This is a genomic window from Sporomusa sp., from assembly GCF_035561255.1.
Lineage (GTDB): Bacteria > Bacillota > Negativicutes > Sporomusales > Sporomusaceae > Sporomusa.
In genome coordinates this window covers 1-13,224 of record NZ_DATMXX010000046.1, presented here as the reverse complement: position 1 = coordinate 13,224, position 13,224 = coordinate 1, and the positions used below count along the sequence as shown (strand labels likewise).

At 44.7% G+C, this 13,224-nt stretch carries 12 protein-coding genes; all 12 read right to left on the bottom strand.

All coding sequences use genetic code 11. The features are described from left to right. On the bottom strand, window positions 1-174 hold a 174-nt coding region (locus tag VN379_RS02520), incomplete at its 3' end, for a DUF1290 domain-containing protein (protein WP_325530466.1). Between the two features lies 1 nt (window position 175). Next, window positions 176-868 (bottom strand): DUF881 domain-containing protein, encoded by a 693-nt coding sequence (locus tag VN379_RS02515; RefSeq protein WP_325530464.1) that lies wholly within the window; start codon window positions 866-868, stop codon window positions 176-178. A 25-nt stretch (window positions 869-893) separates the two neighbouring features. Next, on the bottom strand, window positions 894-1,640 hold the full coding sequence (locus VN379_RS02510; protein ID WP_325530462.1) for a cell division protein FtsQ/DivIB: 747 nt from the start codon (window positions 1,638-1,640) through the stop codon (window positions 894-896). Window positions 1,641-1,889: 249 nt separating this feature from the next. Further along, window positions 1,890-2,819 carry a D-alanine--D-alanine ligase gene (locus VN379_RS02505; RefSeq protein ID WP_325530460.1) on the bottom strand — a complete coding sequence of 310 codons (930 nt, stop codon included), beginning with the start codon at window positions 2,817-2,819 and terminating at the stop codon, window positions 1,890-1,892. An 18-nt stretch (window positions 2,820-2,837) separates the two neighbouring features. Next, complete coding sequence (murA, locus tag VN379_RS02500; protein WP_325530458.1) at window positions 2,838-4,088, bottom strand: UDP-N-acetylglucosamine 1-carboxyvinyltransferase; 1,251 nt, start codon at window positions 4,086-4,088, stop codon at window positions 2,838-2,840. A gap of 73 nt (window positions 4,089-4,161) precedes the next feature. Continuing rightward, a complete protein-coding gene (gene murC / locus VN379_RS02495) occupies window positions 4,162-5,544 on the bottom strand; it encodes a UDP-N-acetylmuramate--L-alanine ligase (protein WP_325530457.1) in 1,383 nt (460 codons plus the stop codon). Window positions 5,545-5,678: 134 nt separating this feature from the next. Further along, window positions 5,679-6,806 (bottom strand): undecaprenyldiphospho-muramoylpentapeptide beta-N-acetylglucosaminyltransferase, encoded by a 1,128-nt coding sequence (murG, locus tag VN379_RS02490; protein ID WP_325530455.1) that lies wholly within the window; start codon window positions 6,804-6,806, stop codon window positions 5,679-5,681. A 17-nt stretch (window positions 6,807-6,823) separates the two neighbouring features. Further along, the gene (gene spoVE / locus VN379_RS02485; RefSeq protein ID WP_325530453.1) at window positions 6,824-7,927 is read right to left on the bottom strand and encodes a stage V sporulation protein E; all 1,104 of its coding nucleotides are present in this window, start codon (window positions 7,925-7,927) and stop codon (window positions 6,824-6,826) included. A 13-nt stretch (window positions 7,928-7,940) separates the two neighbouring features. After that, window positions 7,941-9,308, bottom strand: a complete 1,368-nt coding sequence (gene murD, locus VN379_RS02480; RefSeq protein ID WP_325530451.1) for a UDP-N-acetylmuramoyl-L-alanine--D-glutamate ligase — start codon at window positions 9,306-9,308, stop codon at window positions 7,941-7,943. 1 nt (window position 9,309) lies between these two features. Beyond that, window positions 9,310-10,284: a phospho-N-acetylmuramoyl-pentapeptide-transferase gene (gene mraY, locus VN379_RS02475; RefSeq protein WP_325530450.1), complete on the bottom strand. Its 975-nt coding sequence runs from the start codon at window positions 10,282-10,284 to the stop codon at window positions 9,310-9,312. A gap of 22 nt (window positions 10,285-10,306) precedes the next feature. After that, the gene (locus VN379_RS02470; protein WP_325530448.1) at window positions 10,307-11,689 is read right to left on the bottom strand and encodes a UDP-N-acetylmuramoyl-tripeptide--D-alanyl-D-alanine ligase; all 1,383 of its coding nucleotides are present in this window, start codon (window positions 11,687-11,689) and stop codon (window positions 10,307-10,309) included. Continuing rightward, window positions 11,682-13,196 carry a UDP-N-acetylmuramoyl-L-alanyl-D-glutamate--2,6-diaminopimelate ligase gene (locus VN379_RS02465; protein ID WP_325530446.1) on the bottom strand — a complete coding sequence of 505 codons (1,515 nt, stop codon included), beginning with the start codon at window positions 13,194-13,196 and terminating at the stop codon, window positions 11,682-11,684. Before VN379_RS02465 ends, VN379_RS02470 begins: the two co-directional genes overlap by 8 nt. Between the last annotated feature and the right edge of the window lie 28 nt (window positions 13,197-13,224).

The following is a 13,224-nucleotide window of genomic DNA, read 5'->3' as shown; positions in this document are numbered from 1 at the left end:
AAATACAGTATTATCAAATTTTTCTTCAATACCGGCCCTAAGACCGCCAAAAACTGAGTCCAACGATGCTAATAATGCAACCGACATAAATTTAGCATATTCAAGTGGCACGGTAATCGGAAAAACGATACCGATAATTATACCTATAATAAGTCCGGTAATAGGTAATACCATATTAACGACCACCTTCCTGAACCGGCTTAGCAAACTCAAAACGAAACGCCCCCTTATATGCGGGGACTTTTACACCATCCTGCTTTTTGATCGTTACCTGTATACCCCAAAACTGCAGTGTCTCAATTACACCGCCGCGCATTTTGAGTGCATTTTCAAGTGTTGTCGGCTCTCCGATAACACTAACCTCATAAGGAGGTGAATACCGTGAATTGTTAACCGACAGTGTCGGTCCGGCACAACGAATCTCGGAACTGGCAATAAGCCTCTGTTCATTAATAGATATTGCCTCTGCACCTGCTGCCCATAATTCATTAATTACCTTTAATATATCATCATCATGAATTAAGTACAAATTAGGATTTTCCCCTGGTTTAGACGGACGCTTGCTGTCATCAATAGTTACAATAATACCAGGCCCTTCAACAGCCACTACGCCCGCCCCCATCCTTACCATTTCGAACTCCTTGGACGCTGCCTCCGCACCAGAAGTGCGCTTTAGTTCTTGAACCTGATTAATTAGCGCGTCCCGTTCTTTTTCTGTCTGGCTTAATCGTTGGGATAAATCTTCCACCCGCTGGTATGGAATACTTGATCTAATATCCTGGGTAGTACGAAATTGTACCGCCAGCATAATACCCAACACAACACAGACCAAGGCAATAGCAAATTGCCCTTGTTTGATAGGTAGCAAAGTATCGTCTCCTTTCAAAATTCCCTCATCTGTCACGTATCTTAATAATCGGTGATTTATAGTTAAGATCTATATATTGAACAACCATCTTTTTGACTTCAATCTCCTGTAATATCTCGCCTGTAAGCTTCGCTTTTTCCGGAAGACGCTGACTGTCACCTACCCGAATGTGTACCGAATGTATCGTGTAAGCAACAAGTTCGTCCGGCGACTTAATATTAACCTCTGATAACTGGTTTAGCGCAGTTTCATCCAATGCCGCAAGATATGTCAGGACACTGGAAAGCCCAGGGTTGTTTACCTGGTCGCCCACATAAACATTTCCCAATCTCACCCCGGTAATCACAGGGACTTTTACCTCTTTGAGGTTTTTTAAAGCAGCTAAAACCATGCCTTGACGGTCAATTTCGACAAACCCGTACTGACTGGCAACAAAAGCCAGCGGCTGACGCTCTTTAATGTGGATAGATATAGTAGCAGGGAAACTTCTTTCTACCCTAACCTCAGCCACCCGCAGGTCACTCATCAACCGGTCTTTTATATCAGCCGTCTTCAGTCTAAAAATATTTACTTGCTCAGGAACACCTGCAACCCGCAGTACATCTTCAACAGTGATATATTTATTACCTTCGACTAATACTGTCCCAACTGTAAAATATGGCGAATTTACAAATAAAAAAAATGCTATCAGCGATGCTAAAGCCGCCAGCAAAGCCGCAAAGGTCGAATTGCGCCGCCGCCTGGCCGCTTTCAAGCGTTCTGCTGTCTGCATGCTATCACTCCTGTAGACATCTTCTGCAGTAATTATACAACGGATTGCCCGCTAGATAAAGTGAAACTTGCTTAGAAGGAAATGCCAATGAACTTCTAAGCTTAGTTGAAGCAATCCAGGAGCTAAGCGGCCACTATACCGTCACTAAGAAGCGGAGTATAGTGGCGCTTAGCTATCAAATAAAGTGAACTTGTCTAACAGCACATGTAAAAAAACGGGCAGTATCAGTCGACGCTGCCCACAAGACGTTTAATCAACGGCTGTCAATAGAATCCGCTCACACAAATCAGTAAAGTGTATGCCGACGGCAGCAGCAGCCTTAGGTACCAGACTGGTAGCTGTCATACCCGGAATAGTATTAACTTCCAGTACATAAGGATTATTGTCCTTGTCAAGCATTACGTCGACACGACCAATCCCGCGGCAGTTTAACAGCTTATATGCGGCAAGCGCTACCTGCTGAACCCGGAAAGTAGTCTCAACCGCCAAGCTGGCAGGTACAATATATTCGGTAGCACCTTTAGTATATTTTGACCTATAATCATAACGTCCTGACTGTGGAACAATCTCGATGATCGGGAGTACTTCAGGCTGATCAGTGCCAAGTATAGCAACAGTCAATTCTTTTCCTCTAATAAATTCCTCAACAACAATATGGTCACTAAATTTAAAGGCTTCTGTTATGGCAAAATCAATATTAGAAGGTTCTTCCACAATTGTCACCCCAATACTTGAACCCTGGGCAGCAGCTTTAATAACCACAGGTATACCAAACTCCATGTGAATCTCACTGGCCAAGTTCCCGCCGGCCTCCTGCTTGCTATAAAGTCGCGAGCGAGGCGTTGGTATTCCTGCAGCCACAAATAAGCGTTTTGTTACTGCTTTATCCATAGCTAAAGCACTGGCCAACACACCTGAACCGGTGTATGGTATGCCTAACATTTCAAGTGTACCTTGCAGAAGTCCATCTTCGCCGTAGAGGCCATGAATAGCATTAAACACTACATCAATCTGTTCATTCTTTAATTGTTCGACAAAGTTTCGGGGGATTAGGTCAATACCTACGGCATTATATCCTTTTTCTTGCAGTGCCCCCAGGATCGCTCTCCCAGTATTCAGTGATACCTCCCGCTCAGCCGACGGCCCACCCATGACAACTGCAATTTTTTTATTTTTCATTCAATATCCCCCCTTCAACTACCCTGTTACCCGTACAATCTGTGCCCCTAAAGCCTGCAGTTTTTTCTCTATGTTTTCATAACCCCGATCAATATGATAGACTTGCTCAACCTCAGAGGTTCCCTTAGCGGCTAAAGCCGCTAGTACTAAGGCACTGCCAGCCCTTAAATCAGGTGCCGCCACGATGGCTCCGGTTAAACTTGGAACACCGCGAATAATAGCAGTACGGCCTTCAACTTTGATTTTAGCACCCATGCGGGTGAGCTCATCTACATGCTTAAAGCGATTCTCAAAAATAGTTTCCGTAATAATACTGGTACCTTTGGCAATAGTAACCAGCGACAGCATAGGGGCCTGCAGGTCGGTTGGAAATCCCGGATAAGGCAAGGTTTTAATATCAACACCTCTAAGTTCCCCCGCTTTTATCCTGACATAATCCTTGCCGGTAACTATCTGAGCCCCAATTTCTTGTAATTTATCAGTGACCGAAAACAAGTGCTCTGGAATAATATTTTCAACGACAACATCACCACGCGTCATAACACTTGCCATTAAAAAAGTACCTGCTTCAATCCTGTCGCACATTACGGTGTGCTCCGCAGGAGTAAGTTTTGCAACTCCGTCAATTCTGATAGTGTCCGTACCAGCACCGCTGATTCTTGCGCCCATTTTATTCAAGATTGATTGTAAATCGGTTATTTCAGGTTCACGGGCCGCATTGCGGATAATCGTTGTTCCTTTAGCCAGTGCGGCAGCCATCATTGCATTCTCAGTCGCACCAACACTTGGAAAGTCAAAATTGACCTCGCCGCCAGTTAATTCTGCCGCTTCTGCCTCAATAAAACCAAAACTTTCATCAACTTTTGCGCCGATTTTTTCGAGAGCTTTGATATGTAGGTTAATTGGTCTTGGACCGATAGCACAACCACCAGGGTAGGAAACTCTGACTTTACGAAATCGCCCTAAAAGCGGCCCCATCAAAAATACCGAAGCCCGCATTTCCCGCATAAGATGCTCGGGTATTTCGGCCTTGCTGACATTAGTAGTGTCAATCAGCATTGTATGGCCTTGCCTGGATATTTTAGCCCCAATCAGTGTCAAAATATCCTGCATGGCTTGAATGTCACGCAAATATGGAACATCGTGAATAATACTGACGCCTGAACACAGGAGCGTTGCTGCCATAATTGGCAACGTAGCGTTTTTAGCCCCGCTTACCCGGACGTTGCCACATAGTTGTACTTCTCCTTTGACGATAAATTTCTCCATCGTCTTCCCTCCCAGACAAGTACAATCACCCTTATTTCTATCTCTCTAATCTCTAATAATTGTCTACAGATTACTACTGCTGATGCATAAGCTTCTCTACCAGTTCTTCTCCTGTTTGATAGATATTGCCAGCTCCCATGGTCATTACTAAATCTCCGGGCTCTACAATTTCAGCTAGATACCGGGCAATTTTATCTTTGTCCGGTATGTAAGTAACTCGTTGATTGGTTTGCCGCTCAACCTCATTCTTGAGTGTCTCGCCGGTTATCCCCGGAATAGGCTGCTCTCCAGCTGAGTAAATATCAGTAAGAATCAGCATATCAGCCGCAGTAAAAGCACTGCCGAACTCCTTACTCAAAAACTGGGTACGTGTATATCTATGCGGCTGAAAAACGCAAATCAACCGTTTGGGTTCCGTTTGACGCGCACCTAACAAGGTGGTCGTTATTTCTGTAGGATGATGAGCATAGTCATCTACTACCCAAACGCCATTTACCCGACCTTTAGACTGAAAACGACGTTTAGCTCCTTGAAACTGGCTTAGGCCTTCAGCAATTTGAGAAAAACTCAGCCCTGCTTCAACCCCCACAGCCACAGCAGCTAAGGCATTCGCAACATTATGCAGCCCTGGAACACAAATTCTAGCCGTACCTAAAAGTTCATCACGGTAATGCACATCAAAGATTGTCACCGGACCATCGGATTTTATATTACGCGCAGTATAATCAGCATCATGCTCAAGCGCATAGGACACGTAACGCTTTTCAAGTTTAGACGCCATATTCCGGACATAAGCATTGTCGAAACACAAAACGGCTAATCCATCAACCGGCTTGAGCTTATGTAAAAATTCATCGAAAGTGCGTAATATATTATCCATAGTCTTGTAGTAGTCCATATGATCGTTCTCAATATTAGTCACAACAGCAATATGCGGTGCAAGTTTCAAAAAAGAGCCATCGCTTTCGTCGGCCTCAGCTACTAAATAGGAACCATGACCGAGTTTTGCGCTGCCGCCAATTGATTCTAGCTCACCGCCAATAATGATCGTCGGGTCCATACCCGATTTCTCAAGCATGAGGGCAATCATCGAGGTAGTTGTGGTCTTGCCATGAGCGCCGGCAACAGCTATTCCCTGTCGTTTGCGCATTAGAAATGCCAGCATATCAGCCCGGTGATATACAGGAATCTCCTTGTCACGTGCAGCTTTAACCTCCGGGTTTGTTTCGGGGATAGCTGTTGAAACAACTACAGCTTGCGTATCACCAATATTTTCATAACTGTGACCAATATGCACCCTTGCACCAGCCTGCTCAAGCTTGGAGGTAACAGCCGATTTCTGAGCATCAGAGCCTGAAACAGCATACCCCATATCAAGCAATACTTTTGCAATAGCACTCATACCGGAGCCACCTATACCAATAAAATGAATTTTCTTTACATCATCTACTAACAACAGTATTTCTCCCCTTTCTTGCGCACCCCGTCTCCGGCGCCCGCATCCGGCAGAAAGAGCTGCTCCTAAACTACCCGGTTGCCGCTCTGGCATACCACATAGTATGCGCTGCCCACATCCGGTGTTACCTTTTATTATTTACTTTGCAGCTTTATTAGGCAAAGGGCCAGCCGGGCAATTGCTTCAGCCGCCTGAGGCCGGCCCAACTCTCTGCTCTTTTTAGCCATACTTGATAATATGGCCGGATTCTCTAGTAGGTTCTCAATGGTATTTATTAGCTTAATCCCTGTTAATTCTTTATCAGCAATAACTGTTGCCGCCCCCTGCCGCGCAAGAGCTCTGGCATTGAAATCCTGATGATTTTCGGCAGCATAGGGATATGGTATCAATATTGAGGGAATACCTCTGGCTGCTAATTCCGCCAATCCCACAGCCCCCGCCCGGAAAATCGCTAAATCCGCGGCAGCCAAAGCTAGGGGCATATTATACAAATATGGTTTGATGATAATATTTCCACCACTGGAAATGTCTATACCAGCTTGTTTAATATTGCCAACTATGCTATTATACTCGTTTTGCCCTGTTACATGCAATATTTGAATGCGTGGACTCTTGTTAAAATGTTTGTACACATCAAACATAGCATTGTTTATACTGCGGGCCCCACGGCTACCGCCAACTACCAGTAACGTAAGCTTATTGGGATCTAATTCTAACTCGGTTTGCCCCTCCCGACGAATAGCCGACATAATCTCCGGTCTAATAGGATTGCCTGTAAATACAAGCTGATCAGGCTTGTACTGCTTAAAATATTGCTCAGCTTCCTTATATCCTACAGCAATTTTATCAACAAACCGGGATAATATTCTATTAGTTATACCAGGTATTACATTTTGTTCCTGAATGATGGTTGGTATTTTAAGCAGGCTGGCCGCCAGCAGCACCGGACCACACACATAACCGCCAGTACCAATAACAACATCAGGTTTAAATTTTTTTATAATTTTTACTGAACCCCAAACACTACCGGCAGTATTAAACAGTGTCTTGATATTCTGCCAGGAGATTCGGCGTTCCAGCCCCCGTACTTCAATTGTTGTAAAATTAAACCCTTCTTTGGGCACAATATCAGCCTCAAGGCCCTGTTTAGTTCCCACAAATAAGATTTCGCAATTGTCACTCAACCTGGCTACTTCTCTTGCGATAGTAACGGCGGGGTAGATGTGACCACCGGTTCCCCCGCCAGATATAATCAGGCGCATATGGTTGCCCCCTAAATTCATTTCAAGTTTACATATCGTGATATATTAAGCAGAATTCCTACCCCCGCAAGCGTAAAAATTAGCGCAGAACCGCCAAAACTAATAAATGGCAATGGTATTCCTGTAACCGGCATGGATGCGGTAACCACCGCAATATTCATAAGGGCTTGCAAAACGATGATACTTGTTAGGCCGCCAGCCAATAAACTCCCAAAAATATCTGGTGCTGAAATGGCTATTTTATAACCCCGCCAGGCAAAGAGAAAGAAGAGTATGATCACAGTAGCTGTACCGATAAACCCCAGTTCTTCCCCTAATATAGCAAAAATAAAATCGGTATGCGGTTCAGGCAAATACAAAAACTTTTCCCGGCTGCGGCCTAAGCCAACACCAAACAAACCGCCTGATCCAATAGCATACAAAGACTGAATGATATGGTAGCCGCTGTTTAACGGGTCAGCCCACGGATCACTAAAGGCTAACAATCGTTTTAGCCGGTATGGCTCTGCAATAATCGCAGCAACTATTGCGGCAACACCGACGGCACCTAACGACCCTAAATGTGATAATCTGGCACCTGCCGCAAATAACAAAATAAACACCGTACCACCAATAACAAGTGCTGTTCCCAGATCAGGCTCTTTTAAAATTAGACCAAATACTACCAAGAGCATCAGTAATTGGGGGACAATCCCTTTCATAAAGCTGCCAATTTTATCCTGCGATTTTGCCAGGCTATTGGCAGTAAAGAGCACCATACTCATTTTTGCTATTTCTGATGGTTGCAGATACAGTGAACCAAAACCTAACCAGCGCCTTGCACCATTGACAACTTTGCCTAAACCCGGAACAAGGACAAGTATTAATAGAATAAGGGTAATTATCATCGCGGGTTTCGCCAGGGGGCGCCATGTATGATAATCAACGTTCATCGTAAATAGCATGGCCAGCACTCCCAATGTGGCCCAAATCATCTGGCGTTTTAGAAAATAGTAGCTGTCATTATAGTTGACATACGCAGAAACCGCACTTGAACTATAAACCATTACTATCCCGAATCCTAACAAACCAATGATCGCAAAAAAGATGACATAGTCGGGCGACTTAGGTCTGACCGCCAATCTCGCTCCCCCCTTAACCTAACCGGCGCACTAAATCCTTGAACACGTTCCCCCGTTCCTCATAGTTATCAAACATATCATAGCTGGCACAGGCTGGCGACAAGAGCACTACCTGCGGTGGCTGAGCCAGACTACGCGCAAGTGTGACTGCTTCAGTAAACGAAGTCACATTGTGAATATTTTTTACCCCATGCTGAGTTGCAGCCTCAGTAAAGCGTTGTTGCGCTTCGCCCAATACAATCAAATGGTCAACCCGCTCTTTGGCCAACTGCATGAATTCGGTTAAATCAGTATTCTTATCCCGGCCGCCGGCAATGAGAATAATATGACCGGGAAAAGCCTCAAGCGCTTTTATCGTTGATTCAGGGTTGGTAGCTTTAGAATCATTATAATAGCCTACACCAGCAATCTCAGCCACAGGTTCAATACGATGCTCTACACCCTGGAATGTTTTAAGGACTTTAGCCATATCTTCAGGGCTAGCTCCTGCAAAATAGCCAACAGCACAGGCAGCCAGTGCATTCTCTACATTATGTCCACCTTTTATTTGAATATCATTGATTGTACAGATATCAATAAGTTTCTCTTCCCACTTCAGGATAATTGTTCCGTTATGTTCAAAAATCCCCTGATCAAGTTGCTGTCTGCGGCTGAAATACATTGTTTTGCCTAATGCCCGTTCAGCCATCCCCCGTACGCTGACATCATCATAATTAAGGATTAAGTAATCATTTTTATCCTGATTGGCAAATATCCGTTCTTTCATTTCCTGATATACTGCCATGGTGTGATGTCTATCCAAATGATCTGGTGTCAGGTTTAAGACGGCGGCAATATGGGGTCTAAATTTTGTAGCCCCCTCCAGTTGGAAACTTGATATTTCAGCAACTACAAAACCATCAGCATCAACCTCAAGCGCCTGCTCAGACAGTGCAGCACCGATATTTCCCCCTACAGCTACCTGCCGGCCAGTAGTCTTTAGTATCTCGCCAATCAGGGTTGTTGTAGTTGTTTTGCCGTTGGTACCGGTAATTGCAATAATCGGCGCACTACTCAGCCGATAGGCAACCTCCACCTCGCTCATTACAGGTATGCCCCGTCTTTTAGCGGCAGCAACCAGCGATACATAGATAGATATCCCTGGTGATAACACGATATAGTCTATACCGTCTAACAATAGTTCAGTTTGATTGCCCAGCGCCAAGACAACACCATTTGCAGCTAGCTGAGAAAAATCTTTATCCATTTTATCGACAGACTTGGCATCACTTAATGTAACATGTGCTCCTAGCTGTTGCAAGATATTAGCCACCGAAATACCACTAACACCGGCACCTAATACCAAAATTTTCTTATTAAGAAATTCTGTCTGTTTATCCATTCTACATCCCCCCAGACCGGCTAATTGCCACTAGACTCAAAGCCACGGCGGCAAACACAGCGCCAGCCAGCCAAAATACCGTCACCACTTTAGTTTCTGACCACCCGGATAATTCAAAATGATGATGAATAGGACTCATTTTAAATACCCGTTTACCTGTTGACTTAAAAGAAATAACCTGAATAATGACTGAAAGCGCTTCAATGACAAATACGCCGCCAACAATAACCAATAAAAATTCAGTTTTAGTCATTACAGCAACAGCTGCGAGGGCACCACCTAAAGCCAGTGAACCGGTATCACCCATAAAAACCTTAGCCGGAAAAGCGTTATACCGTAAAAAACCCAGACACGCCCCAGCTAAAGCTACACAAAAAATGGCTAAATCAGGTTTGCCAAATGAAAGAGCCACAACAGCATACGCTAATGCCGCAACTGTTGTCGTGCCGGCAGCTAAGCCGTCAAGACCATCAGTGAGATTAACAGCATTTGTCGTTCCAACAAGTACAATGAAGATTAACAGATAGTATAAAGCCCCAAAATCAATATTAACTCCAAAACCAGGGATCCAGACATCTGTACCACGACCAAAGTAAATACTTGCAATGTAGGAGAGCGCCAGCGCCATAATGATTTGCCCCAGTAGCTTTTGCCTGGCTTTAAGACCGAGTGAACGTTTAAGTACCACTTTAATAAAATCATCAAGAAAGCCGATGAACCCATGTCCTAATGTAACAAATAAGGCTAACAGTACCTCCGGGTGTTTGCCGGCAAATACAAGACTGGGAATCGTAAGCGCCACCAGAATCAAAAGCCCACCCATGGTAGGAGTTCCGGCTTTGGCATAATGTCGCTCAGGGCCTTCTTCCCTGATGCTTTGCCCAAATTTTAGCCGCTTTAATATAGGAATAACCAACGGCCCTGCCATTATAGCGATGGCAAACGCCATCACGGCAGCATACAACAATTCCTGCATCGTAACCTCCTGAATTGGCTCGCTATCGCAGCGATGTACTAGCAAATGCTTCCAGCATAATTTCCATCTTCATGCCGCGAGAACCTTTTAGCAAAATATAATCACCAGGCTTCATCAGACAATGTAATGCCGCAATTGCCTCTTTGTGACTGGTAAAAGCATGGGTGATTTTAACACCATGCTCGGCAGCAGCATCCACAATATGTTTTGATAATTCCCCCACTGTAAGGACAATGTCTACTCCTTGTTCAGCGGTCTGTTGTCCGATCCTGCGGTGAGCCGCAACAGCAGCAGCGCCAAGTTCCAGCATATCACCTAACACTGCAATCTTCCGGCCTTTGCTAATATCTGACAACGTATTAAGTGCTGCTGCCATTGATAGCGGGCTTGCATTATATACATCATTGATAACTGTATAATCGCCATATTGTTTTATCTCAAGACGCATCGCTCCGGGAATAAAATTGCTAATCCCGAGTTTTACGTCATTTGTCTGCAATCCTAATTCCAACCCGACAGCGATAGCCGCCAGTGCATTATACACATTGTGTACACCCACCGTATGTAAAATGACAGGAAAAGAGCCACGGGGGCTGCAACAATCAAAGGTGGTTATTAATTCATTGTTTTCCCCGGTAGATATGTTCTCGGCACGCACAGCTGCCTCTGGGCTTAAGCCATATAACACCACTCGACCCTGCGCCCGTTTCTGCATAGCCCGAACATGTGGATCGTCGGCATTAAGCACCACTAAATCATCATGTGCGATTGCTACTACTAATTCAGACTTAGCAGCAGCGATATTCTCAATTGAACCAAGAATTTCCATATGAGTTTCGCCTACATTGGTCACTACCCCTACTGTAGGTAAAGCGATTTCAGTCAGATCATGAATTTCCCCACAAGCGCGCATGCCCATCTCAACAACAGCAGCTTCATGGCCTGGCTCAAGTTTTAACAGGGTTAGGGGCAGGCCAATCTCATTATTAAAATTGGCCTCTGTCTTAAGCACACTAAACCTGCTGGCTAATACAGCAGCAAGCATATCTTTGGTGGTAGTCTTACCGTTAGAGCCTGTTACAGCGACTACAGGGATATGATACCGTTTGCGGTGAAACCTTGCTAATGCCTGCAAAGCAACCAGAGTATCCTTCACTTCTATTACAGTTACGTTTTCAGGCACAGTTGCCGGCCTGCTAACAATGACACCAACTGCGCCCTTACCGGCAGCCTGAGCAATAAACTCATGCCCGTCAAAGCGTTCACCCGCTAAAGCAATAAACAAATTCCCGGGCTGAGCAGTCCTGGTATCTGTGGAAATACCACGAAAAAATTTGCCGCCGGCGGCACTGATCAAACGACCCTCGGTAGCCTTTAACACCTCAGTTAAACTAAAATCAGGCATTTGTTCTCATCTCCCCGATAACCTCACGAGCCACCTGACGATCATCAAAATCAATCGTTCTATCCTGTAATATCTGGTAAGTTTCATGCCCTTTACCAGCAATAAGTACTACATCCTGTGGCCCGGCCAATTTAATTGCCTGAGTAATGGCCTGACGCCGGTCAATGATTATTTGATAACTTTTGGCAGCATTAGCACTCGTCATACCGTCTTTAATACCCACTTCGATATCTTCCAGTATTTTTCCTGGTTCTTCACTGCGGGGATTATCTGATGTAGCCAGTACGATATCGCCATATAACGCGGCCAATTTGCCCATAATTGGTCGTTTAGTACGGTCACGGTCCCCACCACAGCCAAATACTACAATAATTCTGGCTGTCGCAAACTGTTTGGCCGTTCTTAGGACGTTTTCTAAACCATCTGGCGTATGAGCATAGTCAACAATGACTGTAAACGGTTGGCCGGCATTCACTAATTCAAATCTCCCAGGTACACTGATGAAGCTTTCGAGCGCGTGTTTGATAATGGCTGGTTCAACTTTTTCCGCCATCGCAACCCCGGTTGCCGCTAACACATTATAGACATTAAACATGCCGGTAATACTTAGTTTCAGCGGCATAGACCCGAACGCTCCATTGATGCTAAAACTGGAACCAGCCGCTTCTACCTTCAGACTGTCGGCAGTTAAGGCGGCAGAGCTATTAATGGCATAACTGATTATCGGGCAATCCGAATTATTTGCCATCGTTTTACCGGCAGCATCATCAAAATTAATAATGGCTGCTTTACCGCTCTTCTTACTGCCAGGTCTATTTAAGCTCCGGAATAACTCTGCTTTGGCCTCAATATAATTTTCAAATGTTTGATGAAAATCCAGATGATCTTGCGTCATATTGGTAAATACGCCAACATCAAATTCACAGCCGGTTACCCGGCCCAACGCCAAAGCATGTGACGAGACTTCCATTATTGCATATTCCATACCACTATTGACCATTTCAGCCAGCATACTTTGTAGTTCGATTACATCAGGCGTAGTATTTTTTACTGGCAATATTTTATCGTCAATCATTGTCTGAATCGTACCAATTAGGCCTACCTTATAGCCGGCCTGCCGTAAAATACTTCTAATCAGGTAGGTTGTCGTTGTTTTCCCATTAGTGCCAGTAACGCCAATCATTCTTAACCGCTGACCCGGATAATCAAAAAAATACGGCACAACGGCCTGCATTGCCGTACGGGTATTCTCAACTTTAATAATAGTTATGTCGCCATACGCTGCTGTTGGTATATCTTTTTCTACAAGCACCGCCACTGCGCCTTGCGTTATGGCATCAACAACAAAATCGTGCCCATCAACATGAACCCCGGTTAGACAAACAAACAAAGTACCGGGAACTACCTTGCGGGAATCGTGGGCCACTGCCTTAATTTCTCTGTCAAGTCGACCATATATTGCTGCATACGGCAGTAATGCCGCCAGTTGCTCTAAGTTTTTGACCATAACTATATCCTCCTGCCCACTACAAAAA

Excerpts from the sequence above, each read along its gene's own strand:
- murG (WP_325530455.1), bottom strand. The coding sequence starts at position 6,806 with ATGCGCCTGATTATATCTGGCGGGGGAACCGGTGGTCACATCTACCCC.
- murD (WP_325530451.1), bottom strand. The coding sequence starts at position 9,308 with ATGGATAAACAGACAGAATTTCTTAATAAGAAAATTTTGGTATTAGGT.
- VN379_RS02470 (WP_325530448.1), bottom strand. The coding sequence starts at position 11,689 with ATGCCTGATTTTAGTTTAACTGAGGTGTTAAAGGCTACCGAGGGTCGT.
- VN379_RS02465 (WP_325530446.1), bottom strand. The coding sequence starts at position 13,196 with ATGGTCAAAAACTTAGAGCAACTGGCGGCATTACTGCCGTATGCAGCA.
- murA (WP_325530458.1), bottom strand. The coding sequence starts at position 4,088 with ATGGAGAAATTTATCGTCAAAGGAGAAGTACAACTATGTGGCAACGTC.
- VN379_RS02510 (WP_325530462.1), bottom strand. The coding sequence starts at position 1,640 with ATGCAGACAGCAGAACGCTTGAAAGCGGCCAGGCGGCGGCGCAATTCG.
- VN379_RS02505 (WP_325530460.1), bottom strand. The coding sequence starts at position 2,819 with ATGAAAAATAAAAAAATTGCAGTTGTCATGGGTGGGCCGTCGGCTGAG.
- mraY (WP_325530450.1), bottom strand. The coding sequence starts at position 10,284 with ATGCAGGAATTGTTGTATGCTGCCGTGATGGCGTTTGCCATCGCTATA.